General features: G+C 51.7%; 20 protein-coding genes. 9 read left to right on the top strand and 11 right to left on the bottom strand.

Translation table 11 applies throughout. The features are described 5' to 3' along the window. Positions 1-5 precede the first annotated feature (5 nt). The 5 genes from yeiB (at position 6) to mglC (ending at position 6,243) form a co-directional block, all read left to right on the top strand. Positions 6-1,163 carry a DUF418 domain-containing protein YeiB gene (gene yeiB / locus FDW98_RS11670; protein ID WP_096756483.1) on the top strand — a complete coding sequence of 386 codons (1,158 nt, stop codon included), beginning with the start codon at positions 6-8 and terminating at the stop codon, positions 1,161-1,163. Between the two features lie 144 nt (positions 1,164-1,307). Beyond that, positions 1,308-2,330, top strand: coding sequence for an HTH-type transcriptional regulator GalS (gene galS / locus FDW98_RS11665; RefSeq protein WP_096756484.1), 1,023 nt, complete (start codon positions 1,308-1,310; stop codon positions 2,328-2,330). A 296-nt stretch (positions 2,331-2,626) separates the two neighbouring features. Continuing rightward, positions 2,627-3,625: a galactose/glucose ABC transporter substrate-binding protein MglB gene (mglB, locus tag FDW98_RS11660; protein ID WP_096756485.1), complete on the top strand. Its 999-nt coding sequence runs from the start codon at positions 2,627-2,629 to the stop codon at positions 3,623-3,625. A gap of 71 nt (positions 3,626-3,696) precedes the next feature. Beyond that, positions 3,697-5,217: a galactose/methyl galactoside ABC transporter ATP-binding protein MglA gene (gene mglA, locus FDW98_RS11655; protein ID WP_096756486.1), complete on the top strand. Its 1,521-nt coding sequence runs from the start codon at positions 3,697-3,699 to the stop codon at positions 5,215-5,217. Positions 5,218-5,232: 15 nt separating this feature from the next. Next, positions 5,233-6,243, top strand: coding sequence for a galactose/methyl galactoside ABC transporter permease MglC (gene mglC / locus FDW98_RS11650; protein WP_096756487.1), 1,011 nt, complete (start codon positions 5,233-5,235; stop codon positions 6,241-6,243). Positions 6,244-6,304: 61 nt separating this feature from the next. Here the strand turns inward: mglC and preA are convergent, their stop codons facing one another. The 7 genes from preA to FDW98_RS11615 all read right to left on the bottom strand — a co-directional run bounded on the left by preA (position 6,305) and on the right by FDW98_RS11615 (position 12,298). After that, a complete protein-coding gene (gene preA, locus FDW98_RS11645) occupies positions 6,305-7,540 on the bottom strand; it encodes an NAD-dependent dihydropyrimidine dehydrogenase subunit PreA (RefSeq protein ID WP_096756488.1) in 1,236 nt (411 codons plus the stop codon). Continuing rightward, positions 7,534-8,775 (bottom strand): NAD(P)-dependent oxidoreductase, encoded by a 1,242-nt coding sequence (locus tag FDW98_RS11640; RefSeq protein ID WP_096756489.1) that lies wholly within the window; start codon positions 8,773-8,775, stop codon positions 7,534-7,536. The genes preA and FDW98_RS11640 overlap by 7 nt, the downstream gene beginning before the upstream one ends. Before the next feature lie 233 nt (positions 8,776-9,008). Continuing rightward, on the bottom strand, positions 9,009-9,248 hold the full coding sequence (locus FDW98_RS11635) for a DUF2542 family protein (protein WP_096756490.1): 240 nt from the start codon (positions 9,246-9,248) through the stop codon (positions 9,009-9,011). A gap of 2 nt (positions 9,249-9,250) precedes the next feature. Beyond that, entirely contained in the window at positions 9,251-9,970 is a 720-nt protein-coding gene (gene sanA, locus FDW98_RS11630) for an outer membrane permeability protein SanA (protein WP_096756491.1), read from the bottom strand. A gap of 205 nt (positions 9,971-10,175) precedes the next feature. Beyond that, positions 10,176-11,060: a cytidine deaminase gene (gene cdd, locus FDW98_RS11625; RefSeq protein ID WP_096756492.1), complete on the bottom strand. Its 885-nt coding sequence runs from the start codon at positions 11,058-11,060 to the stop codon at positions 10,176-10,178. 147 nt (positions 11,061-11,207) lie between these two features. Continuing rightward, positions 11,208-11,903: a CidB/LrgB family autolysis modulator gene (locus FDW98_RS11620; RefSeq protein ID WP_096756493.1), complete on the bottom strand. Its 696-nt coding sequence runs from the start codon at positions 11,901-11,903 to the stop codon at positions 11,208-11,210. Then, the gene (locus FDW98_RS11615; protein ID WP_096756494.1) at positions 11,900-12,298 is read right to left on the bottom strand and encodes a CidA/LrgA family protein; all 399 of its coding nucleotides are present in this window, start codon (positions 12,296-12,298) and stop codon (positions 11,900-11,902) included. Before FDW98_RS11615 ends, FDW98_RS11620 begins: the two co-directional genes overlap by 4 nt. Before the next feature lie 214 nt (positions 12,299-12,512). Here FDW98_RS11615 and dusC point away from each other — a divergent pair, with 214 nt between their 5' ends. Further along, entirely contained in the window at positions 12,513-13,451 is a 939-nt protein-coding gene (gene dusC, locus FDW98_RS11610) for a tRNA dihydrouridine(16) synthase DusC (protein ID WP_096756495.1), read from the top strand. Between the two features lie 56 nt (positions 13,452-13,507). Here dusC and yohP read toward each other — a convergent pair whose 3' ends face one another. Together yohP and FDW98_RS11600 are read right to left on the bottom strand one after the other, a co-directional pair. Continuing rightward, complete coding sequence (yohP, locus tag FDW98_RS11605; protein ID WP_000698460.1) at positions 13,508-13,591, bottom strand: small membrane protein YohP; 84 nt, start codon at positions 13,589-13,591, stop codon at positions 13,508-13,510. Positions 13,592-13,660: 69 nt separating this feature from the next. Then, positions 13,661-14,395: a bifunctional 2-polyprenyl-6-hydroxyphenol methylase/3-demethylubiquinol 3-O-methyltransferase UbiG gene (locus FDW98_RS11600; protein WP_096756497.1), complete on the bottom strand. Its 735-nt coding sequence runs from the start codon at positions 14,393-14,395 to the stop codon at positions 13,661-13,663. Positions 14,396-14,564: 169 nt separating this feature from the next. Between FDW98_RS11600 and mdtQ the strand changes: the two genes are divergently transcribed. Beyond that, positions 14,565-16,004 carry a multidrug resistance outer membrane protein MdtQ gene (mdtQ, locus tag FDW98_RS11595; protein ID WP_096756498.1) on the top strand — a complete coding sequence of 480 codons (1,440 nt, stop codon included), beginning with the start codon at positions 14,565-14,567 and terminating at the stop codon, positions 16,002-16,004. Between the two features lie 18 nt (positions 16,005-16,022). Here the strand turns inward: mdtQ and FDW98_RS11590 are convergent, their stop codons facing one another. Next, on the bottom strand, positions 16,023-16,601 hold the full coding sequence (locus FDW98_RS11590) for a DedA family protein (protein WP_096756499.1): 579 nt from the start codon (positions 16,599-16,601) through the stop codon (positions 16,023-16,025). 163 nt (positions 16,602-16,764) lie between these two features. Here FDW98_RS11590 and FDW98_RS11585 point away from each other — a divergent pair, with 163 nt between their 5' ends. Then, complete coding sequence (locus tag FDW98_RS11585) at positions 16,765-17,352, top strand: Yip1 family protein (RefSeq protein WP_096756500.1); 588 nt, start codon at positions 16,765-16,767, stop codon at positions 17,350-17,352. Between the two features lie 180 nt (positions 17,353-17,532). Then, positions 17,533-18,468: a D-alanyl-D-alanine endopeptidase gene (gene pbpG, locus FDW98_RS11580; RefSeq protein WP_096756501.1), complete on the top strand. Its 936-nt coding sequence runs from the start codon at positions 17,533-17,535 to the stop codon at positions 18,466-18,468. A gap of 64 nt (positions 18,469-18,532) precedes the next feature. On the opposite strand, the gene dld is transcribed toward pbpG, so the two are convergent. Next, the gene (gene dld, locus FDW98_RS11575) at positions 18,533-20,245 is read right to left on the bottom strand and encodes a D-lactate dehydrogenase (RefSeq protein WP_096756502.1); all 1,713 of its coding nucleotides are present in this window, start codon (positions 20,243-20,245) and stop codon (positions 18,533-18,535) included. Between the last annotated feature and the right edge of the window lie 99 nt (positions 20,246-20,344).

Genomic DNA, 20,344 nt, shown 5'->3' with positions numbered 1-20,344 from the left:
GGACCATGGAGCGTAATGTCACGCTGGATTTTATTCGTGGCGTTGCCATCCTCGGGATCCTGCTTCTCAATATCAGCGCCTTTGGTTTGCCAAAGGCGGCATACCTCAATCCGGCCTGGTCTGGCAGCATTCCTTTATCGGATGCCTGGACCTGGGCGGTGCTTGATCTCTTCGCACAGGTAAAATTCCTCACGCTGTTCGCTCTGCTCTTCGGCGCGGGCCTGCAAATGCTGCTGCCCCGCGGAAAACGCTGGATCCAGTCGCGACTCACGCTGCTGGTCTTACTGGGGTTTATTCACGGCTTACTATTCTGGGATGGCGATATCCTGCTGGCGTATGGCTTAATCGGCCTGATCGGCTGGCGGCTGATTCGTGATGCCCCATCGGTAAAAAGCCTGTTTAACACCGGTGCTCTGCTGTATCTGGTGGGGATCGGCGTACTGCTGCTGCTGGGTTCGATTTCTGGGGGGGAAACCAGTCGCGCCTGGACACCGGATGCCTCCGCGTTGCTGTATGAAAAGTACTGGAAGATTAATGGCGGCATGGAGGCGGTGAGTAACCGCGTGGATATGCTGTCAAACAGCCTGCTGGCGCTGGGGGCGCAATACGGCTGGCAACTGGCGGGGATGATGCTGTTGGGTGCCGCATTAATGCGCAGTGGCTGGCTGAAAGGGCAGTACAGTTTGTCGCATTATCGACGTACAGGCATGCTGCTGGTGGTGACCGGTATGGCAATCAATCTGCCTGCGATTATGCTGCAGTGGCATCTCGACTGGGCCTACCGCTGGTGTGCTTTCCTGCTACAAGCCCCGCGTGAACTGAGCGCGCCGTTTCAGACCATCGGCTACGCTGCGTTGATGTTTGGTTTCTGGCCGCAACTGAGTCGCGTTAAGATTGTTATCGCTATTGCCTGCGTAGGACGCATGGCGCTGACTAATTATCTGCTGCAGACGCTTATCTGCACCACGCTGTTTTATCAGTTCGGTTTGTTTATGCAATTCGACCGGCTGACGCTGCTGTTTTTCGTTATTCCCGTCTGGGCTGTTAACCTGCTTTTCTCCGTCATTTGGCTGCGTTTTTACCGGCAGGGCCCGGTGGAGTGGCTATGGCGTCAATTAACCCTGCGTGCTTCAGGGATATCATTGCCGCGAACATCCAGATAACGATCTGGATCACATTCATTAACAAAATGGATGTAACCGTTTTCATTCCTGTGACATGACTCACGCAGTCCTGTACCTCGTGCTGACAAAATACCCAGCCTGGGGTGTCCGTGGGCAACCGCAATCTTAAACAGGGCAGTGAATATGGTAACCATACGTGATGTGGCACGGCAGTCTGGCGTTTCTGTAGCGACGGTTTCCCGCGTACTGAATAACAGTGCGTTGGTGAGTCCTGACACCCGTGAAGCGGTAATGAAGGCTGTGACACAGTTAGGCTATCGACCCAATGCCAATGCGCAAGCGCTGGCGACGCAGGTGAGCGACACCATTGGGGTCGTGGTGATGGATGTATCAGATTCGTTTTTTGGTGCATTGGTGAAAGCCGTGGATCTGGTGGCTCAGCAGCACCAGAAATATGTGCTGATTGGCAACAGTTATCATGAAGCTGAAAAAGAACGTCATGCCATCGAAGTCCTGATCCGCCAACGTTGTAATGCCTTGATTGTCCACTCAAAAGCGCTGAGCGATCGCGAGCTAGGCGAGTTTATGGAACACATCCCGGGGATGGTGCTCATCAATCGCATTGTGCCGGGTTACGCCCATCGCTGTGTCTGCCTGGACAATATCAGCGGAGCTAAAATGGCCACCCGCATGCTGCTCAATAACGGTCATCAACGTATTGGCTACCTGGCGTCAAGCCACCGAATTGAAGATGATGCGATGCGTAAAGAGGGCTGGATGAGCGCGTTGCAGGAACACGGTATTACGCCAGCGGAAAGCTGGGTAGGTACCGGTTCACCGGATATGCCGGGGGGCGAATCAGCCATGGTGGAGTTGTTGGGGCGCAATTTGCAACTGACGGCGGTTTTTGCCTACAACGACAACATGGCTGCCGGAGCGCTGACGGCGTTAAAAGACAACGGCATCGCCATTCCATTACACCTGTCTATCATTGGTTTCGATGATATCCCGATTGCCCGTTACACTGACCCTCAACTGACCACCGTGCGCTACCCCATTGCGTCAATGGCGAAAATGGCGACAGAGCTTGCGCTACAAGGGGCGGCGGGTACGCTGGATCCGGCGGCAACGCATTGTTTTATGCCGACGTTGGTGCGACGTCATTCTGTGGCGTTGCGACAGAATGCGGCACCGATCACTAACTGATAATGTCACCTGATGTAACCGCTTTCAATCTGTGAGTAAATTCACAGTATCTTAACAATACGATAGCTATGATGACACTGTTTGTTGCGCTGTAACTACTATGTAACGTTGAATAATCACTTTCATCGAGGTGTGGGCGTCTTAAACAACAATTAAAGCCTGTTTTTGGAGCGTTGCCAGACACGGAAGAAATATTTTTAAAAGTGAGCTTCGGCGTTCAGTAACAGTTTAGTAACGTTCTGTCCCGCCGAGCATTTATCTCAAGTACTACCCTGCATAATAAAACCGGAGATACCATGAATAAGAAGGTGTTGACCCTGTCTGCTGTAATGGCAAGCATGTTATTCGGTGCGGCTGCGCACGCTGCTGATACCCGTATTGGTGTGACGATTTATAAGTATGACGATAACTTTATGTCTGTGGTACGTAAAGCAATCGAAAAAGATGCCAAAACGGCGCCAGATGTACAGCTGCTGATGAATGACTCCCAGAACGATCAGTCTAAACAAAACGATCAGATTGATGTGTTGCTGGCAAAAGGCGTGAAAGCTCTGGCGATCAACCTGGTTGACCCGGCAGCAGCGGGCACGGTCATTGAGAAAGCACGCGGTCAGAACGTTCCTATCGTGTTCTTCAACAAAGAGCCTTCTCGTAAAGCGCTGGACAGCTATGACAAAGCCTTCTACGTCGGTACTGACTCCAAAGAATCCGGCATCATTCAGGGCGATTTGATTGCTAAGCACTGGGCGGCAAACCCGAACTGGGACCTGAACAAAGACGGTAAAATTCAGTTTGTTCTGCTGAAAGGCGAGCCGGGACACCCGGATGCTGAAGCACGTACCACCTACGTGATTAAAGAGCTGAACGACAAAGGCATTAAAACTGAGCAGTTGCAGTTAGACACCGCTATGTGGGATACCGCTCAGGCGAAAGATAAAGTTGATGCGTGGATGTCCGGTCCAAATGCTAACAAAATTGAAGTCGTTATCGCGAACAACGACGCTATGGCAATGGGTGCGATAGAAGCGCTGAAAGCACACAACAAAACCAGCGTACCGGTATTTGGCGTGGATGCACTGCCAGAAGCACTGGCACTGGTTAAATCTGGCGCAATGGCCGGTACCGTGCTGAACGATGCTAACAACCAGGCGAAAGCGACTTTCGATCTGGCGAAAAACCTGGCGGCCGGCAAAGGCGCAGCGGATGGCACGACCTGGAAAATCGAGAATAAAATCGTTCGTATTCCTTACGTCGGCGTCGATAAAGATAATCTGGCAGAGTTCACCAACAAATAAATACTCCGTCTGTGGGCGCAATTTGGTTGCGCCCTTAATAACACGCTTTGCAAGGCCAACAAGGTATAATTATGGTCAGCACTAATACTCAGTCGTCAGGCGAATACTTGTTGGAAATGAGCGGCATCAACAAGTCCTTTCCGGGCGTTAAGGCTCTTGATAATGTTAATTTAAAAGTCCGCCCACATTCTATTCATGCCTTGATGGGCGAGAATGGTGCTGGAAAGTCGACATTATTAAAATGTCTTTTTGGGATCTATCAAAAAGATTCCGGCAGTATTTTATTTCAGGGTAAAGAAATCGATTTTCATTCTGCTAAAGAAGCGCTTGAAAACGGTATTTCAATGGTACACCAGGAATTAAACCTGGTTTTACAACGTTCTGTGATGGACAACATGTGGCTGGGGCGTTATCCCACCAAAGGCATGTTTGTCGACCAGGATAAAATGTACCGTGATACCAAAGCGATATTTGATGAGCTGGATATTGATATTGATCCGCGTGCGCGTGTCGGTACGTTATCGGTTTCACAAATGCAGATGATAGAAATTGCCAAAGCTTTTTCGTATGACGCCAAAATCGTCATCATGGATGAACCGACCTCATCGTTAACCGAAAAAGAGGTTAATCATCTGTTCACCATCATCCGTAAGCTGAAAGAACGTGGCTGCGGTATCGTATATATTTCTCACAAGATGGAAGAAATCTTCCAGTTGTGCGATGAAATCACCGTCCTGCGTGATGGTCAGTGGATTGCCACTCAGCCGCTTGAAGGGCTGGATATGGATAAGATCATCGCCATGATGGTGGGACGTTCGCTGAACCAACGTTTCCCGGACAAAGAGAACACGCCTGGTGAAGTGATTCTTGAAGTACGCAATCTGACGTCGTTACGTCAACCGTCAATTCGTGATATCTCTTTTGATCTGCATAAAGGGGAAATCCTCGGTATTGCCGGTTTAGTCGGCGCAAAACGCACGGATATCGTTGAAACCCTTTTTGGTATTCGTGAAAAATCATCGGGTACGATTACGCTCCACGGCAAAAAAATTAATAACCACAGCGCCAATGAAGCCATTAACCATGGTTTTGCGCTGGTCACGGAAGAGCGCCGTTCAACCGGTATTTATGCCTATCTGGATATTGGATTTAACTCGTTAATCTCCAATATTCAGAACTATAAAAACAAAGTGGGTCTGTTGGATAATTCCCGCATGAAGAGCGATACCCAATGGGTTATTGACTCAATGAGGGTGAAAACCCCGGGCCATCGTACGCAAATTGGTTCACTGTCTGGCGGTAATCAGCAAAAGGTGGTTATTGGTCGTTGGTTGTTAACGCAGCCAGAGATACTGATGCTGGATGAACCTACGCGAGGAATCGATGTTGGTGCAAAATTTGAAATTTATCAGTTAATTGCTGAACTGGCGAAAAAAGAGAAGGGGATTATCATCATCTCCTCTGAAATGCCGGAGCTGCTGGGTATTACCGATCGTATTCTGGTTATGAGCAATGGTCTTGTAGCTGGAATTGTTGACACTAAAACAACAACGCAAAACGAAATCCTCCGTCTTGCGTCTTTGCACCTTTAAGATTAGGGGCTCCTCATGAGTGCGTTAAATAAGAAAAGTTTTCTTACTTACCTGAAAGAAGGCGGGATTTACGTTGTTCTTTTAGTTCTGCTGGCCATTATTATTTTCCAGGACCCCACATTCTTAAGTTTACTGAACTTGAGTAACATCCTGACCCAATCCTCGGTCCGTATTATTATCGCACTGGGCGTTGCTGGTCTAATTGTCACTCAAGGGACCGATCTGTCTGCCGGGCGTCAGGTCGGCCTGGCTGCCGTGGTGGCAGCGACCTTGCTGCAGTCGATGGATAACGCCAACAAGGTGTTCCCGGAAATGGCCACCATGCCGATCATCGTGGTGGTTCTGATTGTTTGTGCCATCGGTGCCATTATCGGCCTGGTGAACGGTATCATCATTGCTTACCTGAACGTGACGCCGTTTATCACTACCCTTGGTACGATGATCATCGTGTACGGGATCAACTCACTGTATTACGACTTCGTTGGAGCATCGCCTATTTCTGGCTTTGACAGCGGGTTCTCCACCTTTGCGCAGGGCTTTATTGCGCTGGGGAGTTTCCGACTCTCCTACATCACCTTCTATGCGCTGATTGCGGTGGCCTTTGTTTGGGTACTGTGGAACAAGACCCGCTTCGGTAAAAACATTTTTGCCATTGGCGGTAACCCGGAAGCGGCGAAAGTGTCGGGTGTTAACGTTGCGCTGAACCTGCTGATTATCTATGCGCTGTCCGGGGTGTTCTATGCCTTCGGTGGTTTGCTGGAAGCAGGGCGTATCGGCTCGGCAACCAACAACCTCGGCTTTATGTATGAGCTTGATGCCATTGCGGCCTGTGTCGTGGGCGGCGTGTCGTTCAGTGGTGGGGTCGGTACCGTCTTTGGCGTAGTGACCGGTGTGATAATCTTCACCGTCATCAACTATGGCCTGACCTACATCGGCGTGAACCCTTACTGGCAGTACATCATTAAAGGCGGCATTATTATCTTCGCCGTGGCGCTGGACTCACTGAAATACGCGCGTAAGAAGTAACGATAGACAACAAAAAGCCCGGGGCAGAGAAATGACTGCACCGGGCTTTTTGTTACTTGTGTTACAGCGTTACTGCATGTGCTTTCTCACCTGTTTTGAATTTGACCTCGCCTAAATCGATGCAGGCGACCGGACAAACGTGACCACACAGCAAGCAGCCGACGCATTTTTCCGTGTCGCAGTGCGGTGTACGGGTCTGCTCATCCCACTCCATCGCCTGATGTCCGCCGTCATAGCAGGAGATATAGCAGCGTCCGCAGCCGACGCATTTTTCGAGGTTGATATGGGGGTAGACGATGTAACTACGGTCAAGATCTTCAGCCGGAATAATATTGGCATTGGCAAGACCGACCATCTCTTCCAGTGAGTTAAACCCCTGATCGGCAAGATAGTGCGACAGTCCGCTGGTCATATCTTCCACAATACGGTAGCCGTACTGCATGATCCCGGTGGTGACCTGCAGCGTGGCTGCGCCTAACAGCAAGAATTCGGCAGCATCTTCCCAGGTTTCAATACCGCCAATGCCGCTAATCGGGAAATCATGCAGTTCTGGGTGCGAACGCAGTTGTTGGATAAAGCGCAGTGCGATGGGTTTTACCGCCTTGCCGGAATAGCCAGAAATACTGGATTTCCCGTTGACCACCGGCATGCCGATTTTCCGCTTCAGGTCGATATTGGTGATGGATTTTACGGTGTTAATGGTCGCGATACCGTCAGCGCCTCCGTGTTTAGCCGCCAGAGCGACTTCACACATATCACCGATATTTGGCGTCATTTTGGCTAACATCGGTAGGGAGGAACCGCGTTTAACTGCCCGACAGTATTTCTCAACCAACTCCGGGCTTTGCCCGACATCGCTACCCATCGCATGTGAAGTCATCTGCGGACACGAGAAGTTGCACTCAATCATATCCGCACCGGCTTCTTCAACCAGTCGTGCCAGCTCCTGCCATTGCTGCTCATTTTCGCCCATGATTGACGCAATCAGCACCTTATCAGGGTAATGTTGTTTCAGTTTACGAATAGCGGCCAGGTTCTCTTCCAGCGGATGTTCGGCAATCTGCTCCATATTCTTGAAGCCGATAAAGCCGGTATCTTCTTTTGTCAGATGGTCAAACCGTGGGGAGACTTCGTTGGCAATAAAAAAACCAATTGTTTTAAACACAATGCCGCCCCAGCCGGTGTCATAAGCTTTGGCGCACATCTCGAAGCAGTTGCCTACCGGTGAAGAAGAGAGGCAAAACGGGTTGGGGAATTTTACGCCGCAAAAGGTAATAGAAAGATCTTTCGTTAACATGAGTAAGCCCCCTCTAAATAGTGATGAATTGCCTGAGCGGCTTCTTTACCGGTTTTCACGGCAGACACCACGGTTTTATCTCCTTTGACAATATCGCCAGCGGCGAAAATAACCGGATCGGCGGTTTGATAATTGTGGGTTTCAATAAGATTACGTTGCGCTGTTAACGCGTGAAACGCATCCAACTGCGCGTGTTGGCCGACGGCGAGAATAATATGCTCGGCTTCAAGAGAGAGTTCCCCTGGCAGACGCACGTGTTTAAAGGTGACTTTATTTCCGGCAACAGCTACCGGCGTAAAACCGTCGATGATCGACACGCCTAATGCCTGCGTGCTGGTAAACTCTTTGTCACTGGCGGGAAATTCAGCTAATTCTTCACGAGCGACACAGATAACTGACGGGCAGCCGAGGAGTTTCAGCGTGCTGGCGACATCCATGGCGACATCGCCCCCGCCGATAATTAACGCACTCTGCGGTAAGGTGATATCACCGTGCGCCTGTCGCGCGCGTTGCAAGAAATCGACGGCAATCTCAACGTTATCCGCCTCGTCAAATAATGGCAGGGTGGAACCATAAGACATCCCAACAGTCACCAGCACGGCGCGATTTTCAGCTTTGAGTTGTTCGACGGCGATCGTGTTGCCGACTTCGCAATCGCACTTGATGGTGACGCCCATTTCTACGATACGAGCAATCTCAAGATCCAAAACAGACTGGGGCAGGCGAAACTCAGGAATGCCAAAGCGTAGCCAGCCACCCGGCTGAGCCTGCTTTTCGTAGATCGTTACGTCATAACCCAGGTTACTCAACGTCACGCTGGCCTGCAACCCAGCTGGCCCTGCGCCGATAATGGCGACTCTGCCACGTGTTTTGGTTGCCGGTTGATAAATTTTCATCGCAGTCTGCTGTTCAAAATCGGTAATAAAACGTTGCAGGCGTGCAATATCGATCGGTTTATCTATTCCTGAGCGCGTACATCCACGCTGGCATAATTTTTCGGTGGGGCATACCCGGGCACAAATGGCGCCGAGCGCATTATTTTCGCGAATAGTTTCGGCTGCACCCTTAAAATTGCGAAAATAGATGGAGCGGATAAATTTCCCTGGGTCAGTTTGTGCCGGACAATCCTGACTACAGGGGGCATCGTGACATAATAAACAACGCGAGGCCTCTTTTATTGCTAATAAGGGGGTGAAAGCGGGCGTTAGCTCATCCAAATAATTTTGTTGTGGCATCTTTTCTTCCTTAATGCTTGAGTAAATTAAGGCGAACTGTTAATGAAAAAATATAAAAATAAAAAAGCCTTACTTAAGGCTAAGCATTGCAGGAAGAGTATTCTGTGAAAGGTTTCACAAATAAAAGATGGTGTGAGGGAAATGCCGATAAGCAGCATTAATCCCTTATGTTAAAATAGGAATTATTATCATAATATTAGCTATTCTCAAGCGCTAATATTAGTAACTGGATTTTATCGATAAAAGATTAAATAAATCACCATGCCAAAAGATAAACATCCGCATCCGGCGTAAACAAGAACGTATGACCAGAATTGCAGCGGTTCTTGATGACGATAGGCATAAACGGGCTCACGGGCGTTCTTCTTTATTTTATCCACCGCACCTGTACGCCAGCCTTTCCAGGCTTCACGAAAACAAAATACAGGGATTAACAGAAAGGCTAAAACGACGAAGAGGGTTTGTACATCCATGCTTACTTTCCTTGTTTCTTTTGTAATTCTAACAATTGTTCAGGTGTGACCGCCGGGTAGCCCTGCGCATCATCCGGAACCTGGTGCAGGGCCGGGATGGGCACCAGCGGACCTAAAAAACGCGGCTCACGTTTAAAAAGATAGAGATCGGCCAGGGCGCCAAAACGTGCGCCAAATTCGCGTACGCGTACGGTCAGCATATCTTTTGGCGACGGTACCGCGTAGCACTGGGCTTGAATGCCCATATGCAGCGCAATAAACAACGCGCGCTCGCAGTGGAATCGCTGAGTGATAATGATGAAATCGTTGGTATCAAATACTTTGCGGGTGCGCACAATGGAGTCAAGTGTACGGAAACCGGCGTAATCAAGCACGATGTCGGCAGGATCGACGCCAGCGGCAATCAGATCTTTACGCATCGTCATCGGTTCGTTGTAGTTTTGCTGGGCATTGTCGCCGCTGAGCAGCAGATAATTCACCTTACCGCTGTTATACGCGTTTAATGCGCCCTGAATGCGGTAGCGGTAATACTGGTTAATCACGCCGGTGCGATAGTATTTCGCGGTGCCTAATACCACGCCGACCTGACGGTAGGGTAAATCCTGCAATTCGTCGTAGATATAGGGTGCCGTCTTCCAGCTCATCCATCGGTCGAGGCCAAGCACCGTCAACAGCAGTAAGCCTGACAGGACTAACAAGCTGTAAAACACGCGCTTTAACATGTAGATAACTCGGCAATGGGATGGAATGTTAATCAGGCTACTGTACCCGACGGCGTAGCGCAAGAAACAGCAGTCTGATTGAGGGGATTTTCAGCAATACTGTTTAGATCATGTAGGTCAGATAAGACGCTAACGCGTTGCCATCAGGCTATGGCGATAATGCCTGATGGCGGCGTTGCCTTATCCGGCCTACATGACGACCTTTTTACGCTAGCAAAACGCGCTCGATGTGGTTGCAGCCCAGAGCTTTCAAGGTAGCGGCAGTGGCATCCCACTGGATCAACGGCGCATCGGCTTTTTCTGCCAGTACGGCGCTTTGAATATCCGGGTAATCGTAGCCGTTCAGATTCAACAGGTTTAATGCACCCTGCAGCGGAGGCAGCGTGGGGTTAAAGGCGGCGTTTTCAGCGTAGCTACCGCTGAAGATTTGACCGTCTTTGCATTCCAGTGCCACACCGCTTGGGGCGTTGCTGTACGGCATATGGCAGCGGTTGGCTGCGGCGATCGCCGCCTGCGTCAGCGCGTCACCTTGCAGCGCAAAGCCGTGATCCTGCTCATCCATCAGCAATGTTTTGATGTCGAGATCTTTCGGACCAAAAGCATCCGGCAGGTAGTCACGCAGCGCGTGCGGCTCACGACCCGGCAAATGAATGCGTAAATCCAGCCCGCTGTTCAGCTCGTTCATAAACTGACGGCAGTGGCCGCAGGGGGTGTAGTTGACGGTAATGGCGGCGAGTCCCTTTTCTCCGCGCAGCCAGGCGTGACTGATGGCGCTTTGCTCGGCATGAACGGTTTGCTGCATCGTCGCGCCGAGGAATTCCATATTGCCACCAAAATACCAGTTGCCACTGACGCCGCGCGCAATGGCACCAACGTTAAAATGGGACAGATCGGTACGTGCGCAGGCGGCAGCCAGCGGCAGCAGAGCGAATGCCAGCGCGTCTTCGTCCAGTCCCGATTCGCGTTTCAGCAAAGAGACCTGCTCCGCAGTCAACATGGCGGGGAAATGGACATCCGCCAGAAGGGGGGCCAGGGCTGATTGCACGTTACCCGCGAGTTGGGCGAAAGCAGTTTGAAAACGTGGATGCATGGCGATGCCTCATAACAATGTAATGGAATCGTAGTTTACGGGCCTGTTACGGCTTTATATGTGATCCAAATCTCACTGTGTATGCAACTCATGAAACTTAAATGAAAAATGTGCAACGCATCGCAAATAAATGAACTAAAAATGGCGCTAACCGACTACAGCCAGAATCACCGGGAACAGGAAGGGGGCCACCAGCGAGGTGATGATCCCGCAAATAACCAGTGCCAGGGAACTGAACGCACCTTCCTGGTAATCAAGCTCCGCGCAGCGTGCCGTACCCAGGGCGTGTGACGCGGTCCCCATTGCCAGTCCACGCGCCGCCTTGGTGCGAATGCGCATCGCATTTAACAGCGTGTGGCCAAACACGGCACCCAGGATCCCAACAAAGATGACGCAGACGGCGCTGATAGCAGGAATACCGCCGATGCTACCCCCTACCGCCATGGCGATCGGCGTGGTGACCGATTTAGGCATTATAGATGCGGCAATTTCTGGCGATGCCCCCATCAGTAACGCAATAGTGGTCCCGGTGACCATCGCCACAATGCTACCGGCAAAGCAGATGGCAATAATAGATTTCCAGCGGGCGCGGATTTGGTGCAGCTGTTCGTACAGCGGGTATGCCAACGCGACCACGGCAGGTTGCAGTAAATCGTTCAGCACTTCGCTACCTTTGAAATAGTGATCGTAGGGAATGCCGGTCAGGATCAGAAAAGGAATAATCACCACCATGGCAACCAGCAGCGGGTTCAGTAGCGGCATTTTGATCCGCATTGCCAGCTTACGTGCGCCAAAAAATACCGCCAGCGTGAGGGGTAACGACCACCAGATATACGCCATCATTCTTTTGACCCTTTTTGCCCAACGATTTTGCGTTCACCGTGCACAAGGTGTGAGCTCCAGCTCACCACCAGGAAAACGACCAGCGTACTGATGGTGCAGGACACCACGACCGGTCCAAATTGCGCGCGCAGCAAGTCAAAGTACTGCATGATCCCGACGCCAATCGGGACAAACAGCAGCGCCATGTAACGAATCAGGACGTAGCAACCGGGGTTAACCCATTTCGCTGGCAGTATCTGTAATGCCAGCAGAACAAACAGAATCAGCATGCCAATAATGCTGCCCGGGATGGTGATAGGCAGCAGTGAGGCAAGAAAAATACCCGCGTACAGGCAGGCATAAATCAGGATAAACGCGCGTAAATATTGCCAGATAATGTTCAGTGACTTGCTCATAGTAGAAACCCTTGACGAGACCTATTCATCATACAATTAAACTTAAAAACGTGCTACCGATCACATCATGAATTCTAAGCATAGTGGAAATAGATAACTGGAACATCAGGCAATAGCCCCAATCGACAGGCTGACGCCTGTGTGCTGCTGACAGTGCTTTGATCTCTTGTACGGAGACGCTACCATAGCGCCTCTCTTTTTTGCAGGTAACAATATGCGTGTTTTACTGGCGCCGATGGAAGGCGTGCTCGACTCACTGGTGCGCGAGCTGCTGACTGAAGTTAATGATTATGATCTGTGCATTACCGAATTTGTGCGCGTGGTGGATCAGCTCCTGCCAGCAAAAGTATTTCATCGGATCTGCCCGGAGCTGCATAACAACAGCCGTACCCCATCCGGCACGCAGGTGCGCATCCAACTGCTGGGGCAGCATCCACAATGGCTGGCAGAGAACGCGGCCCGCGCGGTTGAGCTGGGGTCGTACGGCGTCGATCTGAACTGTGGCTGCCCGTCAAAACTGGTTAACGGCAGCGGTGGCGGCGCAACGCTATTGAAAGATCCTGAACTTATCTATCAGGGCGCGAAGGCGATGCGCGAGGCGGTGCCGGGTCATTTGCCGGTAACGGTGAAAGTGCGCCTGGGCTGGGACAGCAGCGACCGGCAGTTTGAAATCGCCGATGCCGTTCAGCAGGCGGGTGCCAGCGAACTGGCGGTTCATGGCCGCACCAAAGAGCAAGGGTATAAAGCGGAGCATATCAACTGGCAGGCTATCGGTGAGATCCGCCAGCGTCTTACGATCCCGGTTATCGCCAACGGTGAAATCTGGGACTGGCAGAGCGCGCAAGAGTGTATGGCGGTCACCGGATGTGATGCGGTGATGATCGGACGCGGGGCGCTAAATATCCCGAATCTGAGTCGGGTGGTGAAATACAACGAACCGCGGATGCCGTGGCCCGACGTGGTGACATTACTGAAAAAATATACCCGTCTGGAAAAGCAGGGCGATACCGGGCTATATCATGTGGCGCGTATTAAGCAGTGGCTGGGATATTTACGCAAAGAATATGCCGAAGCGACGATGCTGTTTCAGGAGATTCGCGCTCTCAATAATTCACCGGATATCGCGCGGGCGATTCAGACCATTGAGATTTAACCGGTCATTATATTACTGGCCGGAGACGGCGTTTACGCCGCCATCCGGCATTGATGTCAGAAAATCATCTTAAACACGCCAGTCACCACCAACAGTCCAATCAGAAAAATAATTAAAATAGCCCACAGCAGAATTTTCATTAGCCTTCCCTTTTTGGTAAGTTCAAATTTAGTATAGGAAACTATTGAAAACTCTGCCTGCAGGCACAGTTATGCCGGCTTACGTGCGCTGAGCAGAAACACCATCGGGCGCTCTTTCTCTTCATCCAGCGCGGGGTTGGCGGCAATCTGTTCAGCAGACGGTCCCCACTCATCAACACAGACAATCTCAAACCCGGCGCCAATCAGCGCGTTGATCCAGGTTGCCAGCTTGCGGTGTTGTTTTTTTACCCCTTCAGCAAACCAGTTGCTGATGCGTTCACCTTCCTGCTGATAGTGATTCACCGGCCAGGAGAGTTGCCCGGTTTTGTCTTTTATCCAACCCTGGGTGAGGGGCGCAGTATAAATCGGATGTTCTGCCGAAAAGACCAACATTCCGCCTGGTGTTAACGCCTGGTAAATGGTTACCAATAATCGCTCTATATCCTGCAAATAGTGCAAGGCGAGCGAGCTATAAACCAGCTCAAAGGAATCCGCGGTCAACGTCAGCGTGTCAAGATCTTCGCGCTGGTACGAAATACCCTCTCCGGTGGTCATGTTGCGAGCCTGGGTTAACATTTTCTCTGAAATATCTAAGCCCACGACGCTTGCCGCGTGGTTATCGCGTGCGTAGCGGCAAAACCAGCCGTATCCGCAGCCTAAATCGAGAATGCGCTTATCGTGTAACGGAGGGAGCATGGCCTGTAATGCTGGCCATTCGGGCGCGCCGTCGAGTCCTTTTACGGAGCGGTCCAGCGTGGCATATCCGGCAAAGAAATGCGGATCATCATAGATATTTTGTGACATCGGGCCTCCATTCATAAATTATTAGAATTATTTTATCCGTATCATTAAACGGGAATATATTTTTCTAATTATATATTTTGATGTCTAAAGATGTATTGCCACGCGTAACTAAAAAAGCATCTGCGACAAGTCGTACTCTTTGCACATCATTTCTTACCTGTATATCCCCATGAATCGTAATTCTGTGCTTCTTGCAGCGGCATGCTTGCCGCTTTTTATTCTGCTGCCCGGTTGTGCCCCAATGCACGATACCCGCCAGTCGCTCTCACAGCAGACGGCCGCTGAAAATGTGGACTCCGCGTTACCTGCGGCATTAAAAAATGGCTGGCCGGATAGCCAATGGTGGAAGGCATATCACGATCCCCAGTTGAATGCGTTGATTGACAGCACGTTAAAGAATTCGCCTGATATGCAGGTGGCAGAGCAGCGTATCCAACTGGCAGAGGCGCAGGCGAAGGCCGTTGAGGCGCAGGATGGTCCGCAGATTGATTTCTCGGCAGACGTCGAGCGCCAGAAAATGTCGGCAGAAGGCTTGATGGGACCGTTTGCCCTCACCGATCCGGCGGCGGGCACCACCGGGCCGTGGTACACCAATGGCACCATGGGATTAACCGCTGGCTGGAATCTGGATCTGTGGGGTAAGAATCGGGCGGAGGTAACAGCACGCATTGGTGCAGTCAAAGCGCGTGAAGCTGAGCGCGAGCAAACCCGACAGCTGTTGGCGAGCGGTGTCTCCCGCTTATACTGGGAATGGCAGACGCAGGCGGCGCTGAAGACCGTGCTGACGCAAATCGAAACCGAGCAGCAAAATGTGATTACCATCGATCGCGAGCTGTACCAAAACGGGTTGACCTCCTCGGTAGAAGGCGTTGAAACCGATATTGATTCCGGTAAAACGGAGCAGCAACTCAACGACGTCAACGGGAAAATGAAGGTCATCGAGGCGCGGTTGAGCGCGCTGACCAACACGCAGTCCACCTCGCTGAAGCTGCATGCCACCACGATGCCGGTCGTCGAAAGCCAGTTGCCGTCCCAGTTAGGTTATTCCTTGCTGGCCCGCCGACCGGACCTGCAGGCGGCTCACTGGTACATTGAATCTTCTCTGAGCAGTATTGATGCGGCAAAAGCGGCATTTTATCCCGACGTTAACCTGATGGCCTTCCTGCAGCAGGATGCTTTACATCTGAGCGATCTGTTCCGCCATTCTGCCCAACAAATGGGGGTCACCGCCGGATTAACGCTCCCGATCTTCGACAGCGGCAGGTTGAATGCGAATCTCGACATCACCAAAGCGCAAAGTAACCTGACCGTGGCCAATTACAATAAAGCGGTGGTTGATGCGGTGAATGATGTCGCGCGTGCGGCAACGCAGGTGGGTACGCTGGCGCAGAAGAATCAGCATCAGCTGCAGATCGAACATGACGCGCAGCGGGTAGTGGGGCTTGCGCAGGCGCGGTTCAACGCCGGGATTATCGCCGGCTCCCGCGTCAGTGAGGCAAAAATTCCGGCACTGCGTGAACAGTGTAACGGCCTGATACTACAAGGTCAGTGGCTGGATGCGTCTATTCAGCTCACCAGCGCCCTGGGTGGCGGATACCACGCATCCTGAGAGTCTGGCTCGGCAGATTCAGGCTGTCGGGTCGGTTTTTTGTTTATTGCGCCGTTTCATCCACCAGCGGACCGCCGCCACCAGCCCAACAACCAGAATCAGCCATACCCCATGCTTGATATGCTGGTCGAGGCTGTGCAGCCACGGCGCGACCACTTCTCCACCCACATAACCAAGGGTAGTAAACAGCAAGGCCCAGACCAGTGCGCCGAGAATATTCAGCGGTAAAAAGATTTTCGGCGGCAGGTGACTGGCACCAATCAGCAAGGGGCCAATGACCCGAAAGCCATACATAAAACGTGTCCCGACCACGAACAGGTATGGGCGCCGCTGGATCATTTTCTGTGCATACTGAATTTTTGCCCGATGACGCGAGAAGCGACGGAGAATGTTGCCGCCGTAACGACGACCAAGCAGATACAGCAACTGATCGCCAATCATTCCCCCCAGCGCAACGGAGACAACAACCAGCGGAAATTTGAGTAATCCCTGATGCGCCGCCACGCCGCCCAACAGGGTAATGGTTTCGCCTTCGGCCAGGCTGCCAATGATGAGCGCCGCATAGCCGTACTGGGCAATAAGATTGTTTATATCCATACGTCTGTATGACCTCCACAACCATTAGCATACACCTGATGAATTGTTAATGCCGGAAAAGCCGTCACCCAGCGCATCGGTATTTTTACCGTGTACATAAAATAATCAAAAGCTGAATTATACTTGAAGTGTTGAGGTCCGGAGCTGACAAGAAGGGGGCGGTATGAACCATGTCTGGGGGCTATTTTCCCATCCCGATCGTGAAATGCACGTGATCAACAGCGAAAACGAAAGTGTTTCGCATCACTATACCCACCATGTTCTGCTGATGGCGGCCATCCCGGTCATTTGCGCATTTATTGGCACCACGCAAATTGGCTGGAATTTTGGCGACGGCAACGTATTGCAGTTATCCCTGTTGACCGGATTTGCGATGGCAATTCTGTTTTACGGTGTGATGCTGGCCGGCGTGGCCGTGATGGGCAGGGTTATCTGGTGGATGGCACGTAACTATCCGCAGCGCCCGTCGCTGGCACATTGCATGGTCTTTGCCGGCTATGTCGCCACACCGCTGTTTTTAAGTGGGCTGGTGGCGCTGTATCCGCTGGTCTGGCTGTGTGCCTTAGTCGGAACTATCGCGCTGTTTTACACCGGCTATTTGCTGTATCTCGGCATCCCGACATTCCTGAATATCAGCAGAGAGGAAGGACTCAGCTTTTCCAGCTCAACGCTGGCAATTGGCGTCCTGGTGCTCGAAGTTCTGCTGGCGATTACGGTTATCCTGTGGGGGTACGGATACCGATTGTTCTAAGCTAACAACCTGTCTACTCTGCGTTGCTGGTGTAAAAGCCAGCAACGCAGCATTTCGAGATGATTCTCCGGTGGCGGCAATGCTGCCGGGTGGTTATGATGCCTGCGCTAGCTTGAGATTATTCTCTATCTCGGGCGGTGTGCGTTGTGACGTGCGTGAACCATTATCAGAAATCTCATCATGCTTAAATTTCGAGTTTCATTATTAAGCCTTGCCTTGGTGCTGGCAGTTCCTTTTGCACCCCAAGCCGTGGCGAAAACGGCGGCTACCGCAGCGGCCTCTCAACCCGAGATTGCGTCTGGTAGTGCGATGATTGTTGATTTGAATACCAACAAGGTCATCTATTCGAACCATCCGGACCTCGTGCGTCCGATTGCGTCGATCACCAAATTAATGACGGCGATGGTGGTGCTGGATGCACGACTGCCGCTGAACGAAAAGCTGAAAGTAGATATCAGCCAGACGCCAGAAATGAAAGGCATCTATTCTCGTGTACGGCTGAACAGTGAAATCAGCCGCAAAGACATGCTGCTGCTGGCGCTGATGTCATCGGAGAACCGTGCGGCGGCAAGCCTGGCGCATCATTATCCTGGCGGTTATAACGCGTTTATCAAAGCGATGAATGCCAAAGCGAAATCACTGGGGATGACTCAGACCCGCTTTGTGGAACCGACAGGGTTATCCATTCATAACGTGTCGACCGCCCGTGACCTCACTAAATTACTGATTGCCAGCAAACAGTATCCGCTGATTGGTCAGTTAAGTACCACGCGTGAAGACATGGCCACCTTTGCCAACCCGGCCTATACGCTGCCGTTCCGCAACACCAACCATCTGGTGTACCGCGATAACTGGAATATCCAGCTCACCAAAACCGGCTTTACCAACGCGGCGGGTCACTGTCTGGTGATGCGCACGGTCATCAACAACAAACCGGTGGCGCTGGTGGTGATGGATGCGTTTGGTAAATACACCCATTTTGCCGATGCCAGCCGTTTACGTACCTGGATAGAAACTGGCAAGGTGATGCCGGTTCCGGCGGCGGCACTGAGCTATAAAAAGCAAAAAGCCGCACAGATGGCGGCGACGGGTGAACAAACTGCGCAGAACGATTAAACCGTAGGCCGGGCAAGCGAAGCGCCCCCGGCAACGTGCCCGATGGCGCTTACGCTTATCGGGCCTACGATTCTTTCCAGAACTTCTGTTTACTGGTTTTACCGATCCCTGGGTTCATGCTGTTGGTCGGATCGTTGTCGCGATAAAAACGCGTCAAGGTTTCCGGCGCTTTGTACAGGTGTCCCACATTGTGCTCTGCCGGGTACTGCGCCCCGCGAGCCTGCAACAGTTCCAGCATTTGCTCTTTCAGCGCATGCGCATCCACACCTTTCTTCACAATGTAATCCTGATGGAAGACATAGCACATAAAGTGTCCGTAATAGAGCTTATGCACCAGCTTACTGTCGATCTCGGGCGGCAGATGCTCATACCATTCCGTGTCGTTACGGCGCAACGCAATATCCAGCGCCAGAATATCTTCGACCTCATCGGCATGGACGGCCTGATAGCGAATCGCCGCCCCGGCTGCAGCAAAGCGGTGTAAAAAGGCTTTACTGCCTTCTTCCGGCGTACAGGCAAAGAAATCGCCCTCGGCCGTTTTGAAAAACTCAGTCAACCAGTTTTGTGCTTCGGCCACGCCGCCACCGGCCATTTTTAACAGCAGGTGGTGTTCGTATTTATCGCGCCAGCTTTTCATCCGCGCCGGTAAATGGCTGGGGAATAAATGGCCAAATTTCTGCATGGCACGGTCGGTAAAGTGCGGGCGGAAAATTTTCACTTTTTCCAGCATCGCGTCGGTGCGACCTTTCAGGGTAAAGAAGAACGGCATTTTGTCAGTGCCGAGCTTGTCTATCATCAGGAACGTATCTTTGCCGTACTGCTCGGCGATATCGTAGATATCACGGTGCATGTACTCGCCGGCGACCGGCAGGTGTTCGAACTTTGCCAGAATATGACGGCGGATCTCCGTCAGCACCTCTGGCTGATTGGTACCGATATAAAACACCTGCTGATTTTTCTCGGCTTCAAAGGTGTCGAGGCGCACCGCAAACACCGCCAGTTTTCCCGCACAGCCGGAAGATTCAAACAGCCGATCCGGGTCGGCGTTATAGCGTGCGGGGGTATCGGCTTCGATATCTCTGACGCGGGTAACGTAATCGTGATCGTGCGCGTGACGCCCGTCGTGATGTACATCGTCATCTTTAATGCGTTCGTCATCAAGTTTGCTGAGGATCTGCTCCGGCGTCTGGCCCAGTTCGATACCCAGATGGTTGACCAGCTGTAATTTGCCCTGTTCGTCAATTCGTGCAAACAGCGACATCTCGGTATATGCCGGGCCGCGCTGTACCAACGAGCCGCCGGAGTTGTTGCAAATCCCACCAATCACCGATGCGCCAATGCATGAAGAGCCAATCACCGAATGCGGTTCGCGACCAAATGGCTTGAGTGCTTTTTCCAGCGAATAGAGCGTGGTGCCGGGATACGCCAGAACCTGTTCGCCTTTGCCGATGACGTGCAGTTTGTCGAGGCGCAGGGTGCTGATAATAACAATCTCGCGATCGTAGTCATTGCCGCTGGGCGTAGAGCCTTCGGTTAGCCCGGTGTTGGCGGCCTGCATCAGGATAATTTTGTCGGCGACGACGCAGGCGTTCAGCACACGCCACAGTTCCAGCAATGAGCCAGGAAAGACAACGGCTAACGCCTCGCCCTGACCTGAGCGGAAGCCCTTGCGATAGCGGGCCGTTTTAGACGGTTCGGTAAGCAGGTGCGAATGACCCACCAGACGGGCCAGTTCGTTAAGCAACGCTTTATTATCGGTTGTTGTAATGGAAGACATTCTCCACTCCTTGTGGTGGGAAAAAATATCAGAAACAAGCATAGCGCTCTGTATGACAATACGCTTTCTCATTCAGGTTGTCTCTGAATTGGCTGTGCT

The sequence above is a fragment of the Citrobacter sp. wls711 genome, assembly GCF_005281055.1.
Lineage (GTDB): Bacteria > Pseudomonadota > Gammaproteobacteria > Enterobacterales > Enterobacteriaceae > Citrobacter > Citrobacter gillenii.
This window is presented reverse-complemented; position numbering and strand designations above follow the sequence as displayed.

Coding starts and splice junctions, on each gene's coding strand:
- yeiB (WP_096756483.1), top strand. CDS start 6: ATGGAGCGTAATGTCACGCTGGATTTTATTCGTGGCGTTGCCATCCTC.
- galS (WP_096756484.1), top strand. CDS start 1,308: ATGGTAACCATACGTGATGTGGCACGGCAGTCTGGCGTTTCTGTAGCG.
- mglB (WP_096756485.1), top strand. CDS start 2,627: ATGAATAAGAAGGTGTTGACCCTGTCTGCTGTAATGGCAAGCATGTTA.
- mglA (WP_096756486.1), top strand. CDS start 3,697: ATGGTCAGCACTAATACTCAGTCGTCAGGCGAATACTTGTTGGAAATG.
- mglC (WP_096756487.1), top strand. CDS start 5,233: ATGAGTGCGTTAAATAAGAAAAGTTTTCTTACTTACCTGAAAGAAGGC.
- preA (WP_096756488.1), bottom strand. CDS start 7,540: ATGTTAACGAAAGATCTTTCTATTACCTTTTGCGGCGTAAAATTCCCC.
- FDW98_RS11640 (WP_096756489.1), bottom strand. CDS start 8,775: ATGCCACAACAAAATTATTTGGATGAGCTAACGCCCGCTTTCACCCCC.
- FDW98_RS11635 (WP_096756490.1), bottom strand. CDS start 9,248: ATGGATGTACAAACCCTCTTCGTCGTTTTAGCCTTTCTGTTAATCCCT.
- sanA (WP_096756491.1), bottom strand. CDS start 9,970: ATGTTAAAGCGCGTGTTTTACAGCTTGTTAGTCCTGTCAGGCTTACTG.
- cdd (WP_096756492.1), bottom strand. CDS start 11,060: ATGCATCCACGTTTTCAAACTGCTTTCGCCCAACTCGCGGGTAACGTG.
- FDW98_RS11620 (WP_096756493.1), bottom strand. CDS start 11,903: ATGATGGCGTATATCTGGTGGTCGTTACCCCTCACGCTGGCGGTATTT.
- FDW98_RS11615 (WP_096756494.1), bottom strand. CDS start 12,298: ATGAGCAAGTCACTGAACATTATCTGGCAATATTTACGCGCGTTTATC.
- dusC (WP_096756495.1), top strand. CDS start 12,513: ATGCGTGTTTTACTGGCGCCGATGGAAGGCGTGCTCGACTCACTGGTG.
- yohP (WP_000698460.1), bottom strand. CDS start 13,591: ATGAAAATTCTGCTGTGGGCTATTTTAATTATTTTTCTGATTGGACTG.
- FDW98_RS11600 (WP_096756497.1), bottom strand. CDS start 14,395: ATGTCACAAAATATCTATGATGATCCGCATTTCTTTGCCGGATATGCC.
- mdtQ (WP_096756498.1), top strand. CDS start 14,565: ATGAATCGTAATTCTGTGCTTCTTGCAGCGGCATGCTTGCCGCTTTTT.
- FDW98_RS11590 (WP_096756499.1), bottom strand. CDS start 16,601: ATGGATATAAACAATCTTATTGCCCAGTACGGCTATGCGGCGCTCATC.
- FDW98_RS11585 (WP_096756500.1), top strand. CDS start 16,765: ATGAACCATGTCTGGGGGCTATTTTCCCATCCCGATCGTGAAATGCAC.
- pbpG (WP_096756501.1), top strand. CDS start 17,533: ATGCTTAAATTTCGAGTTTCATTATTAAGCCTTGCCTTGGTGCTGGCA.
- dld (WP_096756502.1), bottom strand. CDS start 20,245: ATGTCTTCCATTACAACAACCGATAATAAAGCGTTGCTTAACGAACTG.